The following is a 22,321-nucleotide window of genomic DNA, read 5'->3' on the forward strand; positions in this document are numbered from 1 at the left end:
GCGTGGCGGTCATCGTGAAGCGCCGCCCGGCGGGGGGGGCGGAGGAGGTGGCGGCGGCGGTGGAGGTGGGGGTGGCGGCGGCGGGGGCGCCGCTTCCGCCTTCGCGGGTTCGCCGTCCTCCGAGATGATGCGGCGGATGGAGGCGAGGATCTCCTCCATCGACGGTTCTTGCTGGCCTTTATCGCTCATCGTGGCAAACCCGGGGACGTCATCCTGACGCGGACACTAGGGCAGGACTGGGTAAAAAGCCACCAGACAAAAACGGCCCGCCGAGGCGGGCCGTTTCGATCATCCGGGAACGATCACCCTGGAGGGATCACCCGAGACCGGTCACTCCGGCACGCCGGTTCCGATCCACTTGTTCCGCACCTGCTTGTAGTGCGTGTCCGCGTCGTAATACTGGACCGGCAGGTTGAGCTGCCGCGCGGTCAACTGGCCGATGGCGCCGAGGACGGTGAAGGCCTGGACCATCTCCGTCCGCTGCGCACGGACGAGGTTGACGCGGGCGTTGAGGAGTTCCTGCTCCTGGTTCAGCACGTCGAGCACGGTGCGCGACCCGACCTGGGCTTCCTGGCGCACGCCTTCCAGCGCGATCTCGGCGGCCCGGATCTGGGAGTTGTAGGACTCGATGCTGGCCCGCGCGGCCTGCAGGCCCTGCCACGCGCTGATCGCCGCCTCGACCGCCTGACGGCGGGTGTCGTCGATCTGCAGGCGGGCCTGATTCGCGGTGTGCTTCGCCTCGCGGGTCAGCGCTTCCGGCAGGCCGGCCTGATAGAGCGGGATGGTGAGCTGGGCGGTGAGCTGGGCTCCGTCCTGCCGCTTGATGTCGATGCCGGACGAACGGCCCGCGTCGATGGTGCGGGTGGCCTGGGCCGACAGGTTGGCCGACGGCAACAGACGGCCGAACTGCTGGTCCACCGCCTCGCGCTGCGCCGCTTCGGTGTAGGAGGCGGAGAGCACCGACGGGTTGTTGGACCGGGCCATCTCGACCACCTCGTCCAGAGTCGCCGGCAGCTTGAACTTCGGCTTGGGGGCCTTCAGCTTGCCGGGCATCGAGCCGACGACGCGCTCGTAGGTCGCGCGCGACGCCTGGAGCGTGCCTTCCGCCGAAATGCGGGCGGCGATGGAGGCGGCCAGGCGCGATTCGGACTGGCTGACGTCGGTGCGGGTGTACTCGCCGACGCGGAAGCGGTCGCGGGCGGCGTCGAGCTGGCGGCGCAGCACCTGCTCGTTGTTGGCCTGAAGTTCCAGCACCGCCTGGTTCTGCACAACGTCCAGATAGGCCGCCGCGGCGTTCAGCAGGATCTGCTGCTCGTTGGCGAGCACGGTGGCGCGCTGGGCTTCGACGGTGCGTTCGGCGCGGCGGACGGCCGGGCCGACGGTCGCGTCGTAGATCGGCTGGGTGGCGGAGAGGCCGACGCTCTTGGCGTTGTTCTCCGATCCCGTCTCACCGCCTTGAAAGGTGCTGTTGGTGGCGTTGCGGGTGATGCCCGCCGTCGCCCGCACCGTCGGACGGTAGCCGGACAGGGCCTGCGGAACGCCTTCGTCCACGGCGCGCTGGCGGGCGCGCTGGGCGGCGAGCGCCGGGTTGTTGGAATAGGCCTGCGCTAGCGCGTCTTCGAGGGATTGGGCCGACGCGGTGTCGATGCTCCCGACGAAGGCGACCCCCAGCGTGAGGGCGGTCGCCATCAAGTGGCGCGCGAAACGGCTTCGCACAGTCATGTTCAATAGACCTTCATGTTCGGGTCGATTCGGCGCGCCCAGGCATCCACCCCGCCATTCAGGTTGGTGGCGCGGGAAAATCCCTGAGAACGCAACCACATGGTCACCTGCGCGCTGCGCCCGCCATGGTGGCAGACGACCACGATGTCGCGGTCCCGCGGCAACTCCCCGACGCGGGCGGGCAGCGCCCCCATCGGAATGTGGAGGCTGTCGGGAAGGGCGCAGATGGCCACCTCCCCCGGTTCCCGTACGTCAAGCACCAGCGGATCGCCGCCGGATGTCCGGATGCGGTCCAGGTCCTCGACTTCCATTTCGAACGGTGCCGGCATGCCTTGATTCTCCGCTGCGGGCCGCAGAACCGCGGCCGGTGAAAGGCAAGGTGACAGGCTTGGGGGGCAGGTAAAACCGGGGCCGAGGCCCCGGTGCGTCAGAATACGAACTTCGGCTTCGCCTCGAAACCGGGCAGCGGGCGCGGGTGCGCCTCGAACAGGATGCGGCCGGAGGTGACGCCGCCGCTGCGCTGGTACAGCTTCACCTCGCCCACCCCGCGCTCGCCCAGGACGGCGGCGACCAGACGGCCGCCTTCGGCGAGCTGCCCGAGGATGCCCTCCGGCACGTCCGACACCAGCCCTTCGATCACGATCACGTCGTAGGGGGCCTGGGCCGGGTAGCCTTCGGTCAGCGGCGCGGTGATGACCACGGCGTTGTCCGCGCCGACCCCGGCCAGGGCCTCGGTCGCGCGCTGGGCCAGCTCGGCGTCGGATTCGATGCCGACGACGGTCGCCCCGAGGCGGGCCAGCACGGCGGTCGAGTAGCCGGAGCCGCTGCCGATGTCGAGCACGACGTCGGTCTCGCCGATGCCCGCCTCCTGGAGCATGCGGGCGAAGACCATCGGCTCCATCAGGTAGCGGCCTTTGCCGATGGCGAGATCCTCGTCCACATAGGCGATGCCGCGCGCCGCCTTCGGCACGAACTGTTCACGGGGAACGGCCAGCATGGCATCGACCAGGCGCTGGTCGGTCACCTTGTTCGGTCGGATCTGCCCTTCGACCATGTTGAGACGGGCGGCGGCGTATTCGGACATGGCGGTCGCTTAATCTGGTGGACGGAGCGCGGCGCCAAGCCGTGATACGCGGCCTCGCTGCCTTGTCGCGTATATATCTTCAAAGTCTCACGAACACAACGCCGCACCGGTTCGTTGAAATTCGTCACCAAGGCGCTTGACCACCCTATCGAAGCGCAGTATACGTCCGCTCCCACGCCGCGGCGCTCTCGTTAGGGGGTGCCGGACGCAAGGATGGCGCGGTGGCAGAGTGGTGATGCAGCGGACTGCAAATCCGTGTACGTGGGTTCGATTCCCGCCCGTGCCTCCATCCTTGATCCGGCTGGAAACCAGCCAGAACAGTGAGTTGCATCGCATCGTGCCAAGTCGGGGCGGTGCGTTTCGGCGTTTCCGGCCCATGAACCGCCTCGCCGCCCTGCCCCGCCGCACCGGTCGAATTTTTGTCATCAAAAGGCTTGGCAAGCGCCGGAACGTCGGCTATATAGCCGCCCACGCCGCACGTTGCACCTCGCAAGGTCGGCCAGACTGATCCCGGTTAGCTCAGTCGGTAGAGCAGCGGACTGTTAATCCGCGTGTCGCTGGTTCGAGTCCAGCACCGGGAGCCACTTCGAAGAAGGCCGAGTCCCCTTAGGGAGCTCGGCCTTTTTTCATATCGGGGTCCCGTACCGGGCGCCCGCTCCACCGCTTCCGGCATCACCCGAAGGATTGAGCCTTCCGACCGAAGGTCCGATGCCGCCGCCCCGCTCCCGGCGTTACAATTCCTACACATCTCTTGCGAGTCGGGATTGCGCCTGTTCAGCGGCGGAGGCGACCCATGACCACCCAGCCCATACCCGATCGAGACGAGCCGGCAGGGTCCGACGGGCCGCGATGGGACGGCGGCTGGATCGGCGCCGTGGCGGTCATCGCCCTTTCCATGGCGCTGGCCGTCGCCCTGCTCGGCATCGACTGGCACCGGATGCTGGTCCATGGGAGCGCGGTGCTGCCGGAAAACCAGCGCTCCATGGTGGTCGCACCGATGCCCCGCTGACCGCTGGCAGCGGACCGCGGACCCGCCTTCTCCGGTGTCCGCTATCGGGTTTCGGGGTCGTCGTAGATCAGGCGGTTGTCCGCCGCCTCGCCGGCAGGGTCGCCGATGTCGCGTTTCCATTCGCCGCACCAGTCGGTGGACAAGGTGATGGGAAAGCGCCCTTCCGTGTCGCGCGGGGTCACCTGCGGCGGATAGCGGCGGCAGACACCCTTCGGTCCCCTCTGTCGGATGCCCTGCCCTTCCCAGAACAGGCAGGTGTAGCAATTGTCGATTCGCTTCATCGTGGGGACGCACTCCTTCCGTCAACGGCGGCGTCCCGGGGCGGCGGACCGGCCCGGGAGCGGCGGCAGTGTCGGTCAGGCGCCCCCTCCGCGTCGATGAAGAAATGCGCGTCCGGCGTGGCATCCCGGGCGGACCGCCCGCGGCGAATCACTCGTGGCGCGGCTTGCCTTTGCGCAGGTCGTCGGCGTGCTGGACGTAGAAGGCCTTGATCTCCGCATCCAGTTCGAGCTTCCGCCGCTCGCCGGACGAGCCGGCGGGCGCGTCCGCAAGCCGCTGGAACTCCGCCACGGCCTGTTCGAGTTCGCGTTCGCTGTTGATGGGCATCGTTGCCGTCCCTCGTGGTGTCGCTGACGCGGGTAACGCTGCCCGGCGGGGAGAGGTTTCACGGCACGGACTCATCATCTCCTGCCGAATCGGGAAAGCACTTGATGGCGGGGCGCCGGCGCTCATGTTTAGTCAGGGGATCGAGCGATGCGGCATCCGGCCCGACTCGGCTCCGGCAAGGGAGGGAAGCATGACGGGTCGCTGGCGCCGCATCCCCTGGACCATGGCCTTCCTCGCCCTTCTCATCCCCGTTGCCGCGGCGCGTGCGGATCAGCTCGACGCCGCCAGGCTGGCGGGCGCCCTGGTCCGCATCTCCGCCACCGTCCTTCCCGACAGCCAGAGCGCCCGCTCGCTCGGCACGGAGCGCGAGGGCACCGGCGTCGTTATCGACGGGTCCGGCCTGATCCTCACCATCGGCTACACGATCCTGGAAGCGTCCCAGCTTCAGGTCACCGCCGGCGACGGGCGCGGCTATCCCGCGGAGTTCGTGGCCTACGACCAGGCCAGCGGATTCGGCCTGCTGCGCGCCGGCATGGGCTTCAGCGCCGCCCCCGTCCGGCTCGGCGATTCCGACGCGCTTCAGGAGGGCGAGCGCGCCATGGTGCTCACCCGGCACGGCACCGCCGGCGTGCAGCCGGTGCTGATCGCCGCGAAGCGCGAGTTCGCCGGCTATTGGGAGTATCTGCTGGACGAGGCGATCTTCACCACGCCGCCGGTCGCCGGCTTCAACGGCGCCGCCCTGATCGACCGCAAGGGTGAGCTGGTCGGCATCGGTTCCCTGATCGTGCGGGACGCGATGCCGGCCCATGGCGGGATTCCCGGCAACATGTTCGTCCCGGTCTCCGCCCTGAAGCCGATCCTGGCCGACCTGCTGGCCTTCGGGCGGCGGCAGGAGCCCGCCCGTCCCTGGCTGGGAGTCACCTTGCGGGAGGAGCAGGGGCGCCTGCTGGTCGAGCGGGTCACCCCGCAGGGCCCCGCCGCCACCGCGGGCATACGGCCGGGGGACATGATCGTCGGGGTCGGCGGGCAGCGGCTGAAGGGGCTGGCGGATTTCTACCGGAAGGTCTGGGACCTCGGCCCCGCCGGCGTCACCGTGCCGCTGGAACTGCTGCGCGGCCCGAAGCTGGAGCCGGTCACCGTCCCGTCCGTCGACCGTTACAGCACGCTGAAGCTGAACCCGACCTTCTGATGCGCTACATCCTTGGACCGTGCACGCCCCGCAAGCCAAGGAGTCCCGCCGTGGATCACCCGGATATCGAGGTCCAGGAGAAGAAGACCGCCTACGACGGCTATCTGAAGATCGACGTCTACCGTTTGCGCCACAAGAAGTTCGACGGCTCCTGGACCGGCGTGCTGCCGCCGCGGGAGGTCTGCGTGCGTGGGCAGGCCGTGGGCGTGCTGCTCTACGACCCGGACCGGGACAGCGTGGTTCTGATCGAGCAGTTCCGGGTGGGGGCGGCCTCCGCGGGCGGGCCGGCGTGGCTGACGGAGATCGTCGCCGGTTTGCTGGACGAGGGCGAGACGCCCGAGGACGTGGCGCGGCGCGAGGCCGTGGAAGAGGCCGGCTGCACGATCCGTGAGATCGAGACGATCTGCGACTACTACCCCAGCCCCGGCGCCTATGACGAGCATGTCACCGTCTTCTGCGGGCGCGTGGACAGCCAGGGGCTTGCCGCCACCGGCGGTCTGGAGGAAGAGCATGAGGACATCCGCATTTGCGTCGTGCCGTCCGACGAGGCAATCCGGATGCTGGACGAGAACCGGCTGAACAACTCCATCGCCATCATCGCGCTGGGCTGGCTCGCACGGAACCGCGAGCGGCTGCGGACCCAATGGAATGGGAAATAGAAACAACAGGATTCATTCGTTCAATGCTGCATTTCACAAGCCCGTCTTGAATTCCCTGGCCCCGAACCCGATAGTGTTGCCCGCTTCATCACTCGCTTCGGGAGACACTCCGTGGACATCCGCACCGGCTTCATCGGCTCCATCGGCAACACGCCGCTGATTCGGCTTGAAGGGCCGTCCAAGGCCACGGGATGCGAGATCCTGGGCAAGGCGGAGTTCCTCAACCCCGGCGGGTCGGTGAAGGACCGCGCGGCCCTGGCCATCGTCCGCGACGCCGAGCGACGGGGGCTGCTGCGCCCCGGCGGCACCATCGTGGAGGGCACGGCGGGCAACACCGGCATCGGGCTGGCGCTGGTCGGCAACGCGCTCGGCTACCGCACCGTGATCGTGATGCCGGAGACGCAGAGCCAGGAGAAGAAGGACATGCTGCGCCTGATCGGCGCCGACCTTCGTCTGGTGCCGGCGGTGCCCTATTCCAACCCCGACAATTACGTCCGCTACTCGGGCCGCCTCGCCGAGGAGCTGGCCAGGACCGAGCCGAACGGCGCCGTCTGGGCCAACCAGTTCGACAATGTGGCGAATCGCGAGGGCCACCGCCTGACCACCGGCCCGGAAATCTGGAACCAGACCGAGGGGCGGATCGACGCCTTCACCTGCTCGGTGGGCAGCGGCGGCACGCTGGCCGGCGTCGGGCTGGCGCTGAAGGAGCGCGACCCGAACGTCCGCATCGTGCTGGCCGACCCGATGGGTGCCGCGCTCTACCACCACTACGCCCATGGGGAACTGAAGGCCGAGGGCAGCTCGATCACCGAAGGCATCGGCCAGGGCCGGATCACCGCGAATCTGGAAGGCGCGCCGGTCGATCAGGCGTTGCAGATCACCGACGAGGAGGCCCTGCCGGTCATCTTCGACCTGATCAGGACGCAGGGGCTGGTGCTGGGCGGCTCGTCCGGCATCAACGTGGCGGCGGCCATGCGCATCGCCAGGGAGATGGGTCCCGGCCACACCATCGTGACGATTCTCTGCGACGGAGGGCAGCGCTACCAATCGAAACTCTTCAATCCGGAGTTCCTGCGTGAGAAGAATCTGCCTGTGCCCGACTGGCTGGATTCGTAAACGCACCCGAGGTTCCATGGAGCTGATCTTCCGCGAGGACGCCTACGCCGCCTCCTGCACCGCCACCGTGACCGCCGTGGACGAGCGGGGCATCCGGCTGGACCGGACGGTCTTCTACCCCAACGGCGGCGGCCAGCCCGGCGACACCGGCCTGCTGCGCGTCGCCGGCACCGTGCTGCGGATCGTGGACACGGTGAAGGGCGAGGGACCGGACGACGTGGTCCATGTGCCCGAACCCGGCGCACCCCTGCCCGCCCCCGGCACGCCGGTGGAGGCCGAGATCGACTGGGACCGCCGGCACCGCCACATGCGCATGCACACGGCGCTGCACCTCGTCTGCGCGGTCCTGCCCGGCGCGTCGATCACCGGCGCCCAGGTGGGGGCGGAGCGCAGCCGCGTGGACTTCAACGTCCCGACCGAAGGGCTGGACAAGGAAGCCATCGCGGCGGCGCTGAACCGGCTGGTCGCCGCGGACACGCCCGTCGGTTCCCTGTGGATCACCGACGCGGAGCTGGACGCCAACCCCGACCTGATCCGCACCCTGACGGTGAAGCCGCCGCGCGGCCATGGCCGCGTCCGGCTGGTGGACATCGCCGGGGTGGACCGCCAGCCTTGCGGCGGCACCCATGTGAAGCGGCTGGGCGAGATCGGCGGGCTGGACGTCGTGAAGATCGAAAACAAGGGCAAGCAGAACCGGCGCGTGATCGTCGCGCTCCGGGATTGAAGGGGAGGACAGTCCATGACCGAATCGCACACCACGCTCACCCTCCCCGGCCCGGTCGTTCCGACGGGGTGGCTGGCGGAGCGCCTGAACCAGCCGGGCCTGCGCGTCCTCGACGCCTCCTGGTTCATGCCCGGTTCCGGCCGCGACCCGCGCGCGGAGTTCCTGGAGACGCACATTCCCGGCGCCGTTCCCATCGACATCGACGACGTGGCGCAGCCCGACACCCACCCGCTGCCGCACATGGTGCCGGACGAGGCGACCTTCGCCGCCAAGGTGGGTGCGCTGGGCGTCGGCAACGGCGACACGGTGGTCGTCTACGACAGCGCCGGCATGGCCACCGCCGCGGCGCGCGTCTGGTGGATGTTCCGCCTGTTCGGGCACAACCGCGTCGCCGTGCTGGATGGCGGCCTGCCCAAGTGGATCGCGGAAGGGCTTCCCCTGGAGAGCGGCCCGGCCAATCCGGCCCCGGCAGCGTTCGCGGCGGCGCTGCGGCCCGGCCTGCTGCGCCGAGCCGACGAGGTGCTCGCCAACATCGAGTCGCGGGCGGATCAGGTGGTGGACGCCCGCGGCGCCAACCGCTACGAGGGCGCCGTCGCCGAGCCCTGGCCGGGCCGCCGCAGCGGGCGCATCCCCGGCAGCCTCAACCTGCCCTACACGGACCTGATCGACGCGGAGAGCAAGACCCTGCTGCCGCCCGAGGCCGTCGCGGAACGGGCGAAGGACGCCGGCCTCGACCTGGAGCGGCCCGTCGTCGCCTCCTGCGGCAGCGGCGTGACCGCCTGCGTTCTCGCGCTGGGGCTGGCCGCCGCCGGCAAGGAGGACGTGGCCGTCTATGACGGGTCCTGGGCGGAATGGGGGCTGCGCCCCGATCTGCCTCTGGAAACCGGGCCGGTGACGCGGTGAGCGTTCCCCTGGACATCCGTCCCTACGAGGCGGCGGACCGCGACGACGTGGTGGCGCTGTGGACGGCCTGCAACCTCGTGGTGCCGTGGAACGACCCGGTGTCCGACATCACGCTCGCCGTGTCGAAGCCGAACGCCACGATCCTGATCGGCAGCGAAGGGGGGCGGACCGTCGCGTCGGTCATGGTCGGGCATGACGGACACCGGGGCTGGTTCTATTATCTCGCGGTCGATCCCTCCTGCCGCGGGCGCGGCCATGGCCGGGCGATGATCGCCGCGGCGGAGGGGTGGCTGGTGGAGGCAGGTATGCCCAAGGCGCAACTCATGGTCCGCGCGACGAACCAAGCCGTGGTGGCGTTCTATGAGCGGCTGGGTTATGCCACGGGTCCCGTTACCGTGATGCAGAAATGGCTGAAGACCGATTCTCCCTGACACCACCCCTCCGGTCGTCCCTGCCGCCGTCCCAGATTGCGGCGCCGGTCCCGCCCGGCTGCCTGTCCGTCATCGTCACCTATCTGGAGATGACGGCCCCGCCGGCCCACACGCCCCTGCCCCGCCCGGCGGGTGACGTGGTGCTGGTGAGGGCCAACCCGCCGACCGCCTCCTACTACCGCTATCTGTACGACACGGTGGGCGAGCCCTGGCTGTGGCACGAGCGGCGGCGCATGCCGATGCCGGAACTGGGGCGGATCGTCACCGACCCGCGTGTGGAGATCTGGGTCCTTTACGTCAACGGCACGCCCGCCGGCTATGCCGAGATCGACCGCCGGGACGAGGACACCGATCTGGCCTATTTCGGGCTGATCCCCGATTTCATCGGTCTGGGGCTCGGCCCCTGGCTTCTCGACACGGCGATCCGGCTGGCCTGGCAGGGCGGGACGGCACGGCTGTTGGTCAACACCTGCACCTTCGACCATCCGAAGGCGCTGCCGCTCTATCAATCCATGGGATTCGTGCCCTACCGGCACGTGACCCGCGAGATCCGCGATCCGCGCATCCTCGGCTGGCTGCCGCGGACCTCGGCGCCGCACATTCCGATCATCGAGTGATCGCCGAGTGATCGCCCCAACGGCTGCCCGGAATCCAACGCCATGATGAAGGGCATCCTGTTCGCGTTCCTGGCCTTCGCCTTCTTCGCCTGGGGCGATGCGCTGGTGAAGGCCATCGGGCATGGGCTGGATCCGTTCGAAGTCACCTTCTTCGCCTACATCCTGCCGTTGCTGCTCTCGCCCGTCTTCATGACGAAGGGGGACCGGGTCGGCGACCTGCTGCGCTGGAACCGGCCCTGGCTGATGACGGTGCGGCTGATCTTCGTGGCGGCCTCCACCCCGCTCAGCGTCATGTCGTTCCGGAGCCTTCCCTTCGCGGAAGCCTTCGCGATGATCTTCCTGATGCCCAGCCTCGTGACACTGCTGTCCATCCTGGTGCTGAAGGAGCCGGTGCGCTGGCGCCGCCGGCTGGCCATCGGGGCGGCCTTCATCGGGGTGCTGATCGTTGCCCGCCCCGGCTTCCGCGAGTTGCTGCCCGGCCATTTCGCCGCGCTGGGCTGCGCCCTCAGTTCCGCCGTGGTGGTGGTCACCGGGCGGATGATCGGCCATACGGAGAAGCGCTTCACCCTGATCGGGACAGTCTTCCTGTCCACCGCCGTCGCGTCCGGCCTGCTGATGATCCCCGGCTTCGCATGGCCGACGCGGGATCAGTGGCTTCTGACGGTGGGCTTCGCGACGACGACCTTCGCCGCCCAGGCGCTGTTCACCCTGGCCGCCGCCTATGCCCCCGCCGACCGGGTGGGAGCGGCCCAGTACAGCCAGATCCTATGGGCGCTGGCCATCGGGGCGATCTTCTTCGATGAGTGGCCGGACCTGCTCTCGCTGTTCGGCATCGTCATCGTGGTTGGCTCCGGGCTGTTCATCTTCGCCCGCGAACACGCCCACCATCCCGACCCGATGCCTGACGCTCCGGAGGACGGGGTCAGCTCAGAATCTCTCCCAGAGCCGCAACCAGAGCCCGATTTTCCTCCTCCAGCCCAACGGTGATGCGCAGGCAGTCGGCCAGGCCGTAATCCAGGGTCGGCTTCACCAGGATGCCGCGGCGGGCCAGATGGTCGAGCACCGCCTGGACGCCGAGCGACGGGTCGGTGGGGATGCGCGCCAGGATGAAGTTGCAGACGCTCGGATAGACGCGCACGCCGAGCTGTTCGAGTTCGTGGCTCAGCCAGGGCAGCCACGCGCTGTTGTGGGCGAGGGTCGCCTCCTCATGGTCGGTGTCGCCGATGGCGGCCTCCGCCGCGGCCTGGGCGGCGATGCCGACGTTGAAGGGGCCGCGCGTCTGGTTGATCGCCTCGACCACCCCCGCCGGGCCATAGGCCCACCCCACCCGCAGCCCGGCCAGCCCGTGCAGCTTGGAGAAGGTGCGCACCATCAGCACGTTGTCGGAGGTTTCCACGATCTCCGTCCCGTCGCTGTAATTGTCGCGGCGGCAATAGTCGGCGTAGGCCGAATCCAGAACCAGCAGCGTGTGGGACGGCAGGCCGGAGCGCAGCCGGTGAACCAGATCGGACGGGATGTAGGTGCCGGTGGGGTTGTTCGGGTTGGCGAGGAAGCAGATCTTCGTCTTCTCGTTGGCCCGGTCGATCATGGCCTCGACATCCACGACCAGATCCCGCTCCGCCGCGATGACCGGAGCCGCCCCCGCGGCGCGGACCGCCTTCATGAAGCCGCGGTAGCCATGCTCGTGGCACAGCACCTCGTCGCCCGGCCCGGCGAACGCCTGGGTGACGAGGTGGATCATCTCGTCGGAGCCGCTGGAGCAGGTGATGTGGTCGGCGTCCAGGCCGTAGCGGCGCGCGATGGCGTGGCGCAGCCGGTCCTGCGACCAGTCCGGATAGCGGTGGATCTGCCCCGCCGCATGGCGGTAGGCGGTGAGCGCCTTGCGCCCCGGTCCCAACGGATTGACCGTCAGCGACAGATCGACCCAGGCGCCGCCGTCCTCGGGCGGACGGGCAGGCCGGTAGGGCTTGATCTGCCCGATACCGGGACGGGGGCTCAGCAGTTCCATAGGGCAAGCTCCGTTGTGCATCGCGGGAACAGCACGAACGGGCTGCATTGAACCTGAAACCGCCACGACCCGCCAGCGTTCCTTGCGGGTTGCGTTGGTTTACCGCGCCGGAACGTCCTGTTCCGGCGCGGTTGAATCCTCTCAGTGGTTCAGGATCTGGCTGAGGAACAGCCGCGTCCGGTCCGACTGTGGGTTGTTGAAGAACTCGTTGGGCGTGTTCTGTTCCACGATCTCGCCGCGGTCCATGAAGATCACCCGGTCGGCGACCGATTTGGCGAAGCCCATCTCGTGCGTCACGCACAGCATGGTCATGCCGTCCTCGGCCAGCCCGATCATGACGTCCAGCACCTCCTTCACCATCTCGGGGTCGAGGGCGGAGGTCGGCTCGTCGAACAGCATGACCTTCGGGCTCATGCACAGCGAGCGGGCGATGGCGACGCGCTGCTGCTGGCCGCCGGAGAGCTGGCCGGGATACTTGTGTGCCTGCTCGGCGATGCGCACCCGCCGCAGGTAGCGCATCGCCAGTTCCTCCGCCTCGGCCTTCGGCTTCTTGCGGACCCAGATGGGGGCGAGCGTGCAATTCTCCAGCACGGTCAGGTGCGGGAACAGGTTGAAGTGCTGGAACACCATCCCGACCTCGCGGCGGACCAGCTCGATGTTCTTCAGGTTGCCGGTCAGCTCGATGCCATCGACGACGATGGAGCCCTTCTGATGCTCCTCAAGCCGGTTCAGGCAACGGATCATGGTCGATTTGCCGGAGCCGGAGGGGCCGCAGATCACGATCCGCTCCCCCTTGGCGACCGACAGGTCGATGTTCTTCAGGACGTGGAACTCGCCGTACCACTTGTGCACGCCGCGGCACTGGATGATCTCCTCGCCCTTGGCGAAGCTGCGGGCGGTTCCGGCGGTCTGGGCCATGGTCATCTCTTTTCCCTTTCCCTCAGCGTCGGTGACCGCGACGCAGGTCGCGTTCGAGCTTCTGGCTGTATTTGGACATCGAGTAGCAGAACACCCAGTAGATCACCCCGATGAACAGGTACGCCTCGCGGTAGAAGCCGCGCCACGCCGGGTCGGACAGCGCCGCCTTGGCGGTGCCCAGCAGGTCGTAGAGGCCGATGATGATGACCAGCGAGGTGTCCTTGAAGAAGCTGATGAAGGTGTTCACCAGCGGCGGGATCGAGATGGCGAGCGCCTGCGGCAGGATGATCTTGCGCATCGCCTGCCAATAGTTGAGGCCCAGCGCGTCCGCCGCCTCGTACTGGCCCTTCGGGATGGCCTGGAGGCCGCCGCGGATCGCTTCCGCCATATAGGCGGCGGCGAACATGATGAAGGCGATCTGGGCGCGCAGCAGCTTGTCGAAGTTCACGCCGGTCGGCAGGAACAGCGGGAACATCACCGACGCCATGAACAGCAGGCTGATGAGCGGCACGCCGCGGATCAGCTCGATGTAGGTCACCGACATCACGCGGATCGCCGGAAGCTGCGACCGCCTTCCCAGCGCCAGCAGGATCGACGCCGGGAAGGCCACGGACAGGCCGATCACCGACAGCATCAGCGTCAGCGGCAGGCCGCCCCACAGCGTGTTCTCGACGTAGGTCAGGCCCAGCACGCCGCCCCACATCAGCACGCCGACCGCGGTCAGGCCGCCCACCCACATGAGTCCCAGCCAGGGCTTCCAGAAGCGCCGGTCGCAGCTCATCAGCACCAGCGCGATGATGATCACGATGGTGACCAGGGGCCGCCACTGCTCGTCGTACGGGAAGGTGCCGAACATGACGAAGCGCAGCTTCTCGCTGACGAAGGTCCAGCAGGCGCCGCCCTGCTGCCGGCACACCTGGGGCGGCGTGCCGAAGCTGTTGGCGCTGAAGATCAGCCAGTCGAGAAGCGGCGGGATCGCCTTGACCAGCAGCCAGGCGATCAGGATCGTCAGAAGCGCGTTGTACCAGGTGTTGAACAGGTTGTTGCGCAGCCACGCCACGGGACCGACGGTGTTGGCCGGCGGACGCTCGTCGGGAATGCTTCCGGTATGGACGTTGTCTGTCATGTCCGTCAGCGCTCCACCAGCGCGATGCGCTTGTTGTACCAGTTCATGAAGATCGAGATGCCCAGGCTGATGACCAGATAGGTGCCCATGATCATCGCCACGCCCTCGATCGCCTGACCGGTCTGGTTCAGCGTCGTGTTGGCGATCGACACCAGATCCGGGTAGCCGATGGCGAGCGCCAGGGAGCTGTTCTTGGTCAGGTTCAGGTACTGGCTGGTCAGCGGCGGCACGATCACGCGCAGCGCCTGCGGCAGCACGACCAGCCGCAGCGTCCTGCCGCTGTCGAGGCCGAGCGCCCGCGACGCCTCCGTCTGGCCCCAGTTGACCGCCAGGATGCCGCTGCGCACCACCTCCGCGATGAAGGCGGCGGTGTAGACGACCAGACCGACCAGGATCGCGAAGAACTCCGGGGTGACGACCACGCCGCCGACGAAGTTGAAGCCCTGCAGTTTCGGAACGTCCAGCGCCGTCGGCGCGCCGCCGGCGATGTAGGCGATCAGCGGCAGGCCGATCAGCAGCCCCAGGGTCGCCGAACCGATCGGGAAGGGCTGTCCCGTCCGTTCCTGCCGGGTCTTGGCCCAGCGCCGCAGGAAGATCACCACGATCACCGCGATTGCGAGCGCGAATCCCATCTGCCCCCACACCGGGTCGGCGGAGGGCACCGGCACGAACAGGCCGCGCTGCGACAGGAACACGCCAGGGATCGGGTTCAGCGCCTGCCGCACCGGCGGCATGCTTTCCGACACCAGCGCGTACCAGAAGAAGAGCTGGAGCAGCGGCGGTATGTTGCGGACGATCTCCACATAGCCGGAGGCCAGCTTGGCGATCAGCCAGTTGCTGGACAGGCGGGCGACGCCGATCAGCGTGCCCAGCACGGTCGCCAGGACGACGCCGATGATGGACACCTTCAGCGTGTTCAGCACGCCGACCAGGAAGGCCCGGCCGTAGCTGTCCCGCGGGTGGTAGTCGATCAGGCTCTCACCGATGCCGAAGGAGGCCTCACGCTCCAGGAAACCGAATCCCGTCGCGATGGACCGCTTCGACAGGTTGTCGAGCGTGTTGTGGATCAGGAACCAGCCGACCGCGACGACGATGCCGACCACCAGGATCTGGTAGAACACGGCACGGACCGTCGGGTCGCTGAGGGAAAATGAAACACCGCCAGGCGCGCTTGGGCGCGCGGTGTCCCGGGTCTCGCTGGCCACGGTTCTCTCCCCTCACCAGCATGGCATAAGGGCGCCGGCCGCCTCCCGAACGTCCGCCGCACACTCGCGCCACGTATATCGTCTCCCAAAACGGGCCTGCGGCACGGGCATTGTTTTTTGTCGCCCTGTGGCCGCCGCGCCCGCCGTCAAAAAAGGAAGGACCGCGGGCCTCCCTGTGGTCCGCGGTCCTCCTTTCCGTCCTCAGCGGATCGGCATCGCGTACTGCAGGCCGCCGTTGGTCCACAGCGCGTTCAGGCCGCGCTCCAGCTTCAGCGGGGTCTTCAGGCCGACGTTGCGCTCAAAGATCTCGCCGTAGTTGCCCACGGCCTTGATCACGTTGTAGGCCCACTTCTCATCCAGGCCCAGCGCCTTGCCCATGCCGGGCGAGGTGCCCAGGATGCGCTGGATCTCCGGGTTCTTGCTGTTCACGAACTCGTCGACGTTCTTGGAGGTGATGCCCATCTCCTCCGCCTGGATGGTGGCGTAGACGGTCCACTTCACGACGTCGAACCACTGGTCGTCACCGTGGCGGACGGCGGGGGCCAGCGGCTCCTTGGAGATGATCTCCGGCAGGATGACGTGGTCGTCCGGAACCGGGGCGACACCGGCGCGGGTGCCGGCCAGACCGGAGGCGTCCGTGGTCAGCACGTCGCAGCGGCCGGCGAAATAGGCGGCGTTCACCTCGTCGTTCGACTCGATGACGACCGGGTTGTAGGACATGTTGTTGCTGCGGAAATAATCCGCCAGGTTCAGTTCGGTCGTGGTGCCCGCCTGGACGCAGACGGTGGCGCCGTTCAGCTCCTTGGCGCTCTTCACGCCGAGCTTCTTGTTCACCATGAAGCCCTGGCCGTCATAATAGGTGACCGGGGCGAAGTTCAGGCCGACCGAGGTGTCGCGGGTCAGCGTCACGGTGGTGTTGCGCGACAGCAGATCGACCTCGCCCGACTGGATGGCGGGGAAGCGCTGCTGGGCCGACAGCGGCGTGAACTTGACCTTGGTCGGGTCGTTGAACAGCGCAACCGCGACCGCGCGGCAGTAATCGACGTCGAGACCGGTCCAGTTGCCCGAGCTGTCGGGGTTGCCGAAGCCCGGAAGGCCGGCGTTCACGCCGCACTGGACGAAGCCGCGCCCCTTGACGGCGTCCAGCGTCGGACCGGCCTGGGCGCCGGTGACGGCACCGAACACCACGGCCGCGGCAGCAGCGGCGAGGATTCCCGATTTCATCTTATGCTCCACCCTGTTCTTGCGTTTTTACGCTTAGGTTCATGCAATGCACGCTCCGCATGGCGGTCACGCGCATGTCACAAGAGTGCACCAACAGCATCCGGCTTGTCGAATCATCCTTAAGCCGTGCATTTGGATTGGTAATCCCTTACAGAGGCTTAGGTAAAAGATTCTCCGGTGGCCGGGCCGGTCACGAAATGTCAGGATGCCGCCACCGTCGCTGTTGTTGCGGAAAGACCCATGAAAGACGCACGAAAAGATACGGTCCTCGGTCATGCGGGGCGCAGCCCGCGCGACAATCACGGAATCGTGAATCCGCCGGTCTACCATTGTTCGACCGTGCTGTTCCCGACTCTGGCGGCGCTGGAGGCGAGCGACCGGACCCCCTTCGACACCATCAACTACGGCCGCATCGGAACACCCACCACGCTGGCCTTCGAACAGGCGGTGGCGGAGCTTGAGGGCGCCTATCGGGCGGTCAACACCGGGTCCGGGCTGAACGCCATCGCCACGGCGCTTCTGGCCTTCACCAAGGCCGGCGACCATGTGCTGATCACCGACAGCGCCTATGGACCGACCCGCCGATTCGCCAACGACACGCTGGTCCCCTACGGCGTGGAGGTGGAGTATTTCGACCCCACCATCGGCGCCGGGATCGCCGCCCTGCTGAAGCCGAACACCAGCGTCGTGTTCCTCGAATCGCCGGGCTCCCTGACCTTCGAGGTGCAGGACGTTCCGGCCATCGCCGCGGCGGCCAAGACGGTGGGCGCCACGGTGATGATCGACAACACCTGGGCCACGCCCCTCTTCTTCCAGCCGCTGCGCTTCGGGGCGGACGTCTCCATCCACGCGGCGACCAAGTACATAGTCGGCCACGCCGACGCGATGCTGGGCGTGATCGCCTGCGCCGACGAGGCGAGCTGGCTGGCCGTCAAGAAGGCCGCCACCCGCACCGGGACCTGCGCCGGGCCGGACGACATCTATCTTGGCCTGCGCGGGCTGCGCACCCTGTCCGTCCGCCTGAGGCAGCACGAGGAAAGCGCGCTCGCCCTGGCCGGCTGGCTGTCGAAGCGGCCGGAGGTGACGCGCATCCTGCACCCGGCCTTTGCCGACTGCCCGGGCCACGAAATCTGGAAACGCGACATCGGGCGCTCCTCCGGCCTGTTCTCGGTGGTCATGAAGGCGGTGCCGAAGCCCGCCCTGTCGGCGATGCTGGATTCCCTGGAGCTGTTCGGGCTGGGCTACAGCTGGGGCGGGTTCGAAAGCCTGATCCTGCCGGCCCGGCCGGCCACCATGCGCACCGCCACCCGCTGGACCGATCCGGGCACCGTGCTGCGCCTGCACGCCGGGCTGGAGGATGTGGACGACCTCATCCGGGACCTGGACGGCGCCTTCACCCGCCTGAACAACGCCCTGTGACGGGCTGAAAACGAAGGATCGGACCATGACGGACGCCACCGCGTTCGACGACGTGACCGCCGCCATCGCCTTCAACGCCGATGGGCTGGTTCCGGCCATCGCCCAGGCCGAGGGGACCGGCGAAATCCTGATGATGGCCTGGATGAACCGCGAAGCCGTCCTGGAGACGCTGCGCACGGGCCGCGTCTGCTACTGGTCGCGGTCCCGCAAGGGGCTGTGGCGCAAGGGCGAAACCTCCGGCCAGATGCAGCGGCTGAAGGATTTCCGGGTCGATTGCGACGGCGACACCCTGCTGCTGGTCGTGGAACAGGACGGCGTGGCCTGCCACACCGGGCGGCGGAGTTGCTTCTACCGTGCGGTGCGTGATGGAAAACTCGAAGTGATTCAGGAGGTTGAGACCGATCCCTCGATTCTTTACGGGCACACGCACAAGTAAGACGCTAAACTTTCGCTGCAATGCGAAAAGTGTTTGATCTATGTCAACGTCTCAGGGAGCGGAAGGCGGTAGAACGCTCTTGTCTCTAACCCTCCCTGTATTCGCCTATGCCGGGGGTTCCATTGGAACCCTCGGCTATTTTTTTGTGCGCAGACAAAATGGGCCGGTTGAAGCGACTCGACAAAATTAGCATAGATTGATGCAGATCAACGAAGCGAATATGCCGAACGGATAAACAGTTCTTGTCTCTAACCCTCCCTGTATTCACTTAGCCGGAGATTCAATCGAATCTCCGGTTTTTTCTTGCCTGGGCCGTGAGCATTGACGCGGGTGTCAGGGGCGATGCCGGGTGCGCGTCCAGCGCATCACCGCGGCCAGGACGGACAGCGGCACAACGATCACCGCGCCGATCAGGATGTAGGGCAGCGCCCAATAGAAGAGGTCCGCGGACAACCGCGCGATGTCCCGGATCGTGCCCCAACTATTAGTCAGGATGCTGGCCGGATCGATGTCCAGGAAGGACAGGACCAGTCCGACCACGAAGCACAGCACGACCGTTCTGACGACCCAACCCACCAAGACATCACCTCGCACTGGCGGCAAACGGCACCAGATTGCCGGAACATCCTTGAAACGCCGCTGGCGATGGGGCGGTTCCTTGCGGAGCCATCGCCGGGGCGAGGCGGCAAGGATAGCGCCTTTAGATTGTCTCCTGCTGACGCATCGGGGTTATCCCCAATTTTTGTGGATAACTTTGTGGATGAGTCCGCAAGCCTGTTGGGGAGACGTGGACTTGCGCCAATGCTCTCAATTTGAGCATGGACAAGTTCGCCGGAAACCGTTGGATAATCCGCAAGTCTTCGGTGTGGCTCTGCAACCTTACGCTCCACGATTCCTGTCATACGACAAAAGGAATATGGGGATAACTGTGTTGACCGTTTGGGAATCACGACGCCTTCCGAAGGGAAAAACCATCGGAAGGCAATTATTCGGAAGCATGATGCGCAACGAAAGCGTGCAGCGGAACGCCGCACGCGGGCCGCAAGGAGACGGAACGGCGGGAAGATGGCGACCCCAGCAGGATTCGAACCTGCGACCTATCGCTTAGAAGGCGATTGCTCTATCCAACTGAGCTATGGGGCCCCGGTCCGGATCAGAAGCGCGGACGGTCGGTGCGGAAGTTGTCGGCGTAGTTGCGCGGGCGGACGCGGCGCACCGGCGCATCCTGGACCGTGTAGTCCCACCCCTTGCGCTGGGCGAAGGCGACGGCCTCGTCCGAGGTCTCGAAGCCGATGCGCACCTGATTGAGGGTGTCGCCGGAGCTGATCCAGCCCATCAGCGGCTCCGGACGGCGCGGGGTTTCGATTTCGTATTCGAGCAGCCAACGATGCGTCTTCGCACGCCCGGACTGAGTGGCCGCTTTGCTCGGCTGGTAGATCCGGACCTTCATGACGCGGCATCTCCTCTGATACGTGCGTGTTGCATCGTTCGAATTTCGTTGGTCGGGGCGCCCGGATTCGAACCGGGGGCCTCCAGTACCCAAAACTGGCGCGCTGACCAGACTGCGCTACGCCCCGACGTCGCGGAGTGGAATACACGAACCCCGCGCGGACGGCAAGGAGCAGGCGCATCTATCCCGCAGGGTGGACCTTCCGTATGATGCCGCCCCTTTCGACCGTGCCGGACGCCCCCGCCGTGAACGCCTCTGCCCCGCCGGAATCCCGCATCGCCGTCTTCGTCTCCGGCCTCGACGACACCCCCTCCGGACGTGCCGCCGTCGCCCTGGCGAACGCCCTGCACCGGCGGACGCAGGCGCTCGACGTGGTGGCGCCGATGGGGGGCGGTCCGCTGCGGGCGGCGCTGCATCCCGGCATCGGGCAGATCGACCTCGCCAAGCGCCACACCGCCACCTCCATCCTGGCGCTCGCCCGGATCGTCGCGGAGCGGCGGCCCGCCGGGCTGGTTGGGGCGGGGTCGGACGCCGGTCTGGCGGCCCTTGCCGCCGCGCGGCTGGCCGGTCGGGACACGCCCGTGGCGGTGCCCGTGGCGGTGCTGGACGACTCGCCGCCACCGCAAGGGGGGCTGCGGCGCGCCTTGCGGGGCTGGCTGCACCCGCGCGCCTCGGCGATATCGGACGGCGCCACCACCCCGGAGGAAGCCGCCCGGCTCTTTCTGGCCGCCTTCGGCTTCCCGGAGCCGGCCTGACGCCGCGTCGCCGTTACTTCGCGGTGCCGAAGGCGGAATGCACCACCCGGTCGCCCGGGCGGATGCCCAGACGCGCGCTCATCCCGCCGTTGATCTCCAGGATGCCCTTCACCGGCCCGGCGGAGTTCACCGCGTCCAGCGACTGCGGAACGGCGTTGGCGTGGATGTTCACGATGCGGCCGTCCGCCCCGACGAAGATCATGTCCAGCGGGATCAGCGTGTTCTTCATCCAGAAGCTGGCCGGCTGCGGGCGGTCGTAGGTGAACAGCATCCCGGCGTCGGCGGCCATCCTCTCGCGGAACATCAGCCCCTGGGCCTGCTGGGCCGGCGTCTCCGCCAGTTCGACGTCGAAGCGGTACTTGCCGCCGCCCGCCGTCTCGACGGTCAGGGAGGACCGCGCGAAGCTCTCCAGCGCCGCCGCCGGTAGGGCGGACAGCAGAATCGCAACACCCATCAGAAACCCGCCCAAGAGGCCACGCACCGCCCGTCCGATCATCGCGCCCAACCCATCCCGTGAAGTTCAGGGATTGGACGATGCCGCCGCGGCGCGCCCCTGTCCAGCGGCGTTACGCCGCCGTGCGGTCGGTGGAGGTGCTGTAGATGTCCTTGCTCAACGGCTTCACCTGCCTGACTTGATAGCCGGGGCGGGTGCTGAAGCGGCGGGTGGCGCGCTCTTCGGCCTCGCGCTCGCTCTCGGCCCAGACCAGATAGTCGCGCCCGCGCGCCCATTCGACGGCCAGCGGGTGCAGCGCGTCGATCTCGCCGATCTGGGTGTTGACGACGGTCACCAGCCATTCCTTGTCGTTCGGATTCCGCCGGTCGGTGAGGATCAGGAGCTGGGGGCGCTGCCTGGTCTGCGCCTCGGACAGGCGGCGCTGGATTTCCGGCTGCTTGCGCCGCGCCTCGGCCGTGTCGGCGAGGCACTCCTCGATCTCCTTGACGACGTTCTCCTCCTCGTGCTGGAGCCTGCGGATCGTCGCCTCCAGCTTGCCGATGGTGTCCTTGGCGGCGCGCATCCGGCTGCGGCTCTGCGCCATCTGCGAATCGACCGCCAGCAGCACGTTGCCGAGCCACGCCCCGATGGCGATGATGCCCAGGATGATGAGGAAATTGATCATCATGGCGTGGCCGCCTTGATTCTGGCGGGGTTGGGGCGCCCTTGCGTCTTCTGGAAACTCTTGGTGAAGCCCATCTTGAAGGGGAACGCCACCTCGACGAGCTGCCTGGCCTCCTCCGTGCTGGACGCCCAGACCTCCGCGACGTTGGCGCAGCGCCAGATCGGGTTGACCTGGGACTTGTCGCCGCCGGAAGCGGCCTTCTCCTGGGCGATGTTCACCAGGAACTTCGAGAGGCCCGCCTGGGGATCGCCCACCTCATGCACGAACATGGGCGGCTGAAGGGCGATTTCCGCGATCGCCCGCTCCATCTTCCGGTTCTCGGTTTCGGCGCGGTGCTTCTCGGAGGCCACCTGATTGCGCCGCTGCACCTTGCCGTTCACCCGGTCCTGAAGTTCGTGAATCTCCGAATGCAGGACGTAGATGCGGTTCTCAAGCTGGCCGATGCCGGCGGAGCGGTGAAGGAAGTCGGGCAGGAACCGCTTCAGCATCATGGCGACCGGAACGGCGGCGAGCATCATCGCGGCGATGGTCAGCAGGAGCAAGGTGGTGTTGGACATCGGCGGCCTGCTCCTTTTTCCTCTCTCCGGCTCCCTGTCTCCGGC

At 67.5% G+C, this 22,321-nt stretch carries 27 protein-coding genes and 4 tRNA genes; 14 read left to right on the plus strand and 17 right to left on the minus strand.

Features of this window, described 5'->3' with window-relative positions; all coding sequences use genetic code 11:
* Nucleotides 1–330: 330 nt before the first annotated feature.
* From QSG27_RS07775 to QSG27_RS07785, 3 genes are all read right to left on the minus strand, one after another.
* Nucleotides 331–1,689 (minus strand): TolC family outer membrane protein, encoded by a 1,359-nt coding sequence (locus tag QSG27_RS07775; RefSeq protein ID WP_306704846.1) that lies wholly within the window; start codon nt 1,687–1,689, stop codon nt 331–333.
* Between the two features lie 35 nt (nt 1,690–1,724).
* Nucleotides 1,725–2,051 (minus strand): rhodanese-like domain-containing protein, encoded by a 327-nt coding sequence (locus QSG27_RS07780; protein ID WP_137138516.1) that lies wholly within the window; start codon nt 2,049–2,051, stop codon nt 1,725–1,727.
* Between the two features lie 98 nt (nt 2,052–2,149).
* Nucleotides 2,150–2,806: a protein-L-isoaspartate O-methyltransferase family protein gene (locus QSG27_RS07785; protein ID WP_306704849.1), complete on the minus strand. Its 657-nt coding sequence runs from the start codon at nt 2,804–2,806 to the stop codon at nt 2,150–2,152.
* A 215-nt stretch (nt 2,807–3,021) separates the two neighbouring features.
* Between QSG27_RS07785 and QSG27_RS07790 the strand changes: the two genes are divergently transcribed.
* The 3 genes from QSG27_RS07790 (at nt 3,022) to QSG27_RS07800 (ending at nt 3,815) form a co-directional block, all read left to right on the plus strand.
* A tRNA-Cys gene (locus QSG27_RS07790) sits at nt 3,022–3,095 on the plus strand.
* Between the two features lie 219 nt (nt 3,096–3,314).
* Nucleotides 3,315–3,390: transfer RNA gene (locus QSG27_RS07795), tRNA-Asn, on the plus strand.
* Nucleotides 3,391–3,599: 209 nt separating this feature from the next.
* Nucleotides 3,600–3,815: a hypothetical protein gene (locus QSG27_RS07800; protein WP_306704851.1), complete on the plus strand. Its 216-nt coding sequence runs from the start codon at nt 3,600–3,602 to the stop codon at nt 3,813–3,815.
* A 41-nt stretch (nt 3,816–3,856) separates the two neighbouring features.
* Here QSG27_RS07800 and QSG27_RS07805 read toward each other — a convergent pair whose 3' ends face one another.
* Both QSG27_RS07805 and QSG27_RS07810 read right to left on the minus strand, forming a co-directional pair.
* A complete protein-coding gene (locus QSG27_RS07805; RefSeq protein ID WP_306704852.1) occupies nt 3,857–4,096 on the minus strand; it encodes a hypothetical protein in 240 nt (79 codons plus the stop codon).
* A gap of 148 nt (nt 4,097–4,244) precedes the next feature.
* Nucleotides 4,245–4,421: a hypothetical protein gene (locus tag QSG27_RS07810; protein ID WP_306704854.1), complete on the minus strand. Its 177-nt coding sequence runs from the start codon at nt 4,419–4,421 to the stop codon at nt 4,245–4,247.
* A 190-nt stretch (nt 4,422–4,611) separates the two neighbouring features.
* Here QSG27_RS07810 and QSG27_RS07815 point away from each other — a divergent pair, with 190 nt between their 5' ends.
* From QSG27_RS07815 to QSG27_RS07850, 8 genes are all read left to right on the plus strand, one after another.
* Entirely contained in the window at nt 4,612–5,610 is a 999-nt protein-coding gene (locus QSG27_RS07815) for a S1C family serine protease (RefSeq protein WP_306704856.1), read from the plus strand.
* Between the two features lie 50 nt (nt 5,611–5,660).
* Nucleotides 5,661–6,269, plus strand: coding sequence for an NUDIX domain-containing protein (locus tag QSG27_RS07820; protein WP_306704859.1), 609 nt, complete (start codon nt 5,661–5,663; stop codon nt 6,267–6,269).
* A gap of 111 nt (nt 6,270–6,380) precedes the next feature.
* On the plus strand, nt 6,381–7,385 hold the full coding sequence (locus QSG27_RS07825; protein WP_306704861.1) for a cysteine synthase A: 1,005 nt from the start codon (nt 6,381–6,383) through the stop codon (nt 7,383–7,385).
* Between the two features lie 16 nt (nt 7,386–7,401).
* Nucleotides 7,402–8,109: an alanyl-tRNA editing protein gene (locus tag QSG27_RS07830; RefSeq protein ID WP_306704863.1), complete on the plus strand. Its 708-nt coding sequence runs from the start codon at nt 7,402–7,404 to the stop codon at nt 8,107–8,109.
* Nucleotides 8,110–8,124: 15 nt separating this feature from the next.
* Nucleotides 8,125–9,012: a 3-mercaptopyruvate sulfurtransferase gene (gene sseA / locus QSG27_RS07835; RefSeq protein WP_306704864.1), complete on the plus strand. Its 888-nt coding sequence runs from the start codon at nt 8,125–8,127 to the stop codon at nt 9,010–9,012.
* Nucleotides 9,009–9,443 (plus strand): GNAT family acetyltransferase, encoded by a 435-nt coding sequence (locus QSG27_RS07840; RefSeq protein WP_306704866.1) that lies wholly within the window; start codon nt 9,009–9,011, stop codon nt 9,441–9,443. Before sseA ends, QSG27_RS07840 begins: the two co-directional genes overlap by 4 nt.
* A complete protein-coding gene (locus tag QSG27_RS07845) occupies nt 9,419–10,060 on the plus strand; it encodes a GNAT family N-acetyltransferase (protein ID WP_306704868.1) in 642 nt (213 codons plus the stop codon). The genes QSG27_RS07840 and QSG27_RS07845 overlap by 25 nt, the downstream gene beginning before the upstream one ends.
* 42 nt (nt 10,061–10,102) lie before the next feature.
* A complete protein-coding gene (locus tag QSG27_RS07850; protein WP_306704870.1) occupies nt 10,103–11,047 on the plus strand; it encodes a DMT family transporter in 945 nt (314 codons plus the stop codon).
* Here the strand turns inward: QSG27_RS07850 and QSG27_RS07855 are convergent.
* The 5 genes from QSG27_RS07855 to QSG27_RS07875 form a co-directional block, all read right to left on the minus strand.
* Nucleotides 10,983–12,068, minus strand: a complete 1,086-nt coding sequence (locus tag QSG27_RS07855) for a pyridoxal phosphate-dependent aminotransferase (RefSeq protein ID WP_306704872.1) — start codon at nt 12,066–12,068, stop codon at nt 10,983–10,985. The two genes, QSG27_RS07850 and QSG27_RS07855, sit on opposite strands and share 65 nt — an antisense overlap.
* A 141-nt stretch (nt 12,069–12,209) precedes the next feature.
* Complete coding sequence (locus tag QSG27_RS07860) at nt 12,210–12,986, minus strand: amino acid ABC transporter ATP-binding protein (protein ID WP_407653186.1); 777 nt, start codon at nt 12,984–12,986, stop codon at nt 12,210–12,212.
* A gap of 22 nt (nt 12,987–13,008) precedes the next feature.
* Nucleotides 13,009–14,112 carry an amino acid ABC transporter permease gene (locus QSG27_RS07865; RefSeq protein ID WP_306704876.1) on the minus strand — a complete coding sequence of 368 codons (1,104 nt, stop codon included), beginning with the start codon at nt 14,110–14,112 and terminating at the stop codon, nt 13,009–13,011.
* A gap of 5 nt (nt 14,113–14,117) precedes the next feature.
* A complete protein-coding gene (locus tag QSG27_RS07870; RefSeq protein WP_306704878.1) occupies nt 14,118–15,317 on the minus strand; it encodes an amino acid ABC transporter permease in 1,200 nt (399 codons plus the stop codon).
* A gap of 201 nt (nt 15,318–15,518) precedes the next feature.
* Nucleotides 15,519–16,541, minus strand: a complete 1,023-nt coding sequence (locus QSG27_RS07875) for an amino acid ABC transporter substrate-binding protein (RefSeq protein WP_306704879.1) — start codon at nt 16,539–16,541, stop codon at nt 15,519–15,521.
* 240 nt (nt 16,542–16,781) lie between these two features.
* On the opposite strand from QSG27_RS07875, the gene metC reads away from it, so the two are divergent.
* Both metC and hisI read left to right on the plus strand, forming a co-directional pair.
* Nucleotides 16,782–17,960, plus strand: coding sequence for a cystathionine beta-lyase (metC, locus tag QSG27_RS07880; protein WP_306704881.1), 1,179 nt, complete (start codon nt 16,782–16,784; stop codon nt 17,958–17,960).
* Between the two features lie 25 nt (nt 17,961–17,985).
* Nucleotides 17,986–18,396 carry a phosphoribosyl-AMP cyclohydrolase gene (gene hisI, locus QSG27_RS07885; protein WP_306704883.1) on the plus strand — a complete coding sequence of 137 codons (411 nt, stop codon included), beginning with the start codon at nt 17,986–17,988 and terminating at the stop codon, nt 18,394–18,396.
* Nucleotides 18,397–18,729: 333 nt separating this feature from the next.
* On the opposite strand, the gene QSG27_RS07890 is transcribed toward hisI, so the two are convergent.
* The 4 genes from QSG27_RS07890 to QSG27_RS07905 form a co-directional block, all read right to left on the minus strand.
* Entirely contained in the window at nt 18,730–18,972 is a 243-nt protein-coding gene (locus QSG27_RS07890; RefSeq protein ID WP_306704886.1) for a DUF6460 domain-containing protein, read from the minus strand.
* 490 nt (nt 18,973–19,462) lie between these two features.
* Nucleotides 19,463–19,539, minus strand: a tRNA-Arg gene (locus QSG27_RS07895).
* Nucleotides 19,540–19,549: 10 nt separating this feature from the next.
* On the minus strand, nt 19,550–19,846 hold the full coding sequence (locus QSG27_RS07900) for an ETC complex I subunit (RefSeq protein ID WP_306704888.1): 297 nt from the start codon (nt 19,844–19,846) through the stop codon (nt 19,550–19,552).
* A gap of 49 nt (nt 19,847–19,895) precedes the next feature.
* Nucleotides 19,896–19,973, minus strand: a tRNA-Pro gene (locus tag QSG27_RS07905).
* Nucleotides 19,974–20,052: 79 nt separating this feature from the next.
* On the opposite strand from QSG27_RS07905, the gene QSG27_RS07910 reads away from it, so the two are divergent.
* Nucleotides 20,053–20,601, plus strand: coding sequence for a hypothetical protein (locus QSG27_RS07910; RefSeq protein WP_306704889.1), 549 nt, complete (start codon nt 20,053–20,055; stop codon nt 20,599–20,601).
* A 13-nt stretch (nt 20,602–20,614) separates the two neighbouring features.
* Here the strand turns inward: QSG27_RS07910 and QSG27_RS07915 are convergent, their stop codons facing one another.
* The 3 genes from QSG27_RS07915 to QSG27_RS07925 all read right to left on the minus strand — a co-directional run bounded on the left by QSG27_RS07915 (nt 20,615) and on the right by QSG27_RS07925 (nt 22,276).
* Complete coding sequence (locus tag QSG27_RS07915) at nt 20,615–21,055, minus strand: DUF192 domain-containing protein (RefSeq protein ID WP_306704891.1); 441 nt, start codon at nt 21,053–21,055, stop codon at nt 20,615–20,617.
* A 112-nt stretch (nt 21,056–21,167) separates the two neighbouring features.
* Nucleotides 21,168–21,722, minus strand: a complete 555-nt coding sequence (locus QSG27_RS07920) for a hypothetical protein (RefSeq protein WP_306704893.1) — start codon at nt 21,720–21,722, stop codon at nt 21,168–21,170.
* Complete coding sequence (locus QSG27_RS07925; protein WP_306704896.1) at nt 21,719–22,276, minus strand: hypothetical protein; 558 nt, start codon at nt 22,274–22,276, stop codon at nt 21,719–21,721. Before QSG27_RS07925 ends, QSG27_RS07920 begins: the two co-directional genes overlap by 4 nt.
* Nucleotides 22,277–22,321: the final 45 nt, after the last annotated feature.

The sequence above is a fragment of the Azospirillum isscasi genome (assembly GCF_030849505.1).
GTDB classification, from domain to species: domain Bacteria; phylum Pseudomonadota; class Alphaproteobacteria; order Azospirillales; family Azospirillaceae; genus Azospirillum; species Azospirillum isscasi.

Bases quoted from the DNA above. Each gene is read 5' to 3' on its own strand.
- QSG27_RS07775 (WP_306704846.1), bottom strand. From the start codon at position 1,689: ATGGCGACCGCCCTCACGCTGGGGGTCGCCTTCGTCGGGAGCATCGAC.
- QSG27_RS07780 (WP_137138516.1), bottom strand. From the start codon at position 2,051: ATGCCGGCACCGTTCGAAATGGAAGTCGAGGACCTGGACCGCATCCGG.
- QSG27_RS07785 (WP_306704849.1), bottom strand. From the start codon at position 2,806: ATGTCCGAATACGCCGCCGCCCGTCTCAACATGGTCGAAGGGCAGATC.
- QSG27_RS07800 (WP_306704851.1), top strand. From the start codon at position 3,600: ATGACCACCCAGCCCATACCCGATCGAGACGAGCCGGCAGGGTCCGAC.
- QSG27_RS07805 (WP_306704852.1), bottom strand. From the start codon at position 4,096: ATGAAGCGAATCGACAATTGCTACACCTGCCTGTTCTGGGAAGGGCAG.
- QSG27_RS07810 (WP_306704854.1), bottom strand. From the start codon at position 4,421: ATGCCCATCAACAGCGAACGCGAACTCGAACAGGCCGTGGCGGAGTTC.
- QSG27_RS07815 (WP_306704856.1), top strand. From the start codon at position 4,612: ATGACGGGTCGCTGGCGCCGCATCCCCTGGACCATGGCCTTCCTCGCC.
- QSG27_RS07830 (WP_306704863.1), top strand. From the start codon at position 7,402: ATGGAGCTGATCTTCCGCGAGGACGCCTACGCCGCCTCCTGCACCGCC.
- sseA (WP_306704864.1), top strand. From the start codon at position 8,125: ATGACCGAATCGCACACCACGCTCACCCTCCCCGGCCCGGTCGTTCCG.
- QSG27_RS07845 (WP_306704868.1), top strand. From the start codon at position 9,419: ATGGCTGAAGACCGATTCTCCCTGACACCACCCCTCCGGTCGTCCCTG.
- QSG27_RS07850 (WP_306704870.1), top strand. From the start codon at position 10,103: ATGATGAAGGGCATCCTGTTCGCGTTCCTGGCCTTCGCCTTCTTCGCC.
- QSG27_RS07855 (WP_306704872.1), bottom strand. From the start codon at position 12,068: ATGGAACTGCTGAGCCCCCGTCCCGGTATCGGGCAGATCAAGCCCTAC.
- QSG27_RS07860 (WP_407653186.1), bottom strand. From the start codon at position 12,986: ATGGCCCAGACCGCCGGAACCGCCCGCAGCTTCGCCAAGGGCGAGGAG.
- QSG27_RS07865 (WP_306704876.1), bottom strand. From the start codon at position 14,112: ATGACAGACAACGTCCATACCGGAAGCATTCCCGACGAGCGTCCGCCG.
- QSG27_RS07875 (WP_306704879.1), bottom strand. From the start codon at position 16,541: ATGAAATCGGGAATCCTCGCCGCTGCTGCCGCGGCCGTGGTGTTCGGT.
- metC (WP_306704881.1), top strand. From the start codon at position 16,782: ATGAAAGACGCACGAAAAGATACGGTCCTCGGTCATGCGGGGCGCAGC.
- hisI (WP_306704883.1), top strand. From the start codon at position 17,986: ATGACGGACGCCACCGCGTTCGACGACGTGACCGCCGCCATCGCCTTC.
- QSG27_RS07900 (WP_306704888.1), bottom strand. From the start codon at position 19,846: ATGAAGGTCCGGATCTACCAGCCGAGCAAAGCGGCCACTCAGTCCGGG.
- QSG27_RS07910 (WP_306704889.1), top strand. From the start codon at position 20,053: ATGATGCCGCCCCTTTCGACCGTGCCGGACGCCCCCGCCGTGAACGCC.
- QSG27_RS07915 (WP_306704891.1), bottom strand. From the start codon at position 21,055: ATGGGTGTTGCGATTCTGCTGTCCGCCCTACCGGCGGCGGCGCTGGAG.
- QSG27_RS07920 (WP_306704893.1), bottom strand. From the start codon at position 21,722: ATGATGATCAATTTCCTCATCATCCTGGGCATCATCGCCATCGGGGCG.
- QSG27_RS07925 (WP_306704896.1), bottom strand. From the start codon at position 22,276: ATGTCCAACACCACCTTGCTCCTGCTGACCATCGCCGCGATGATGCTC.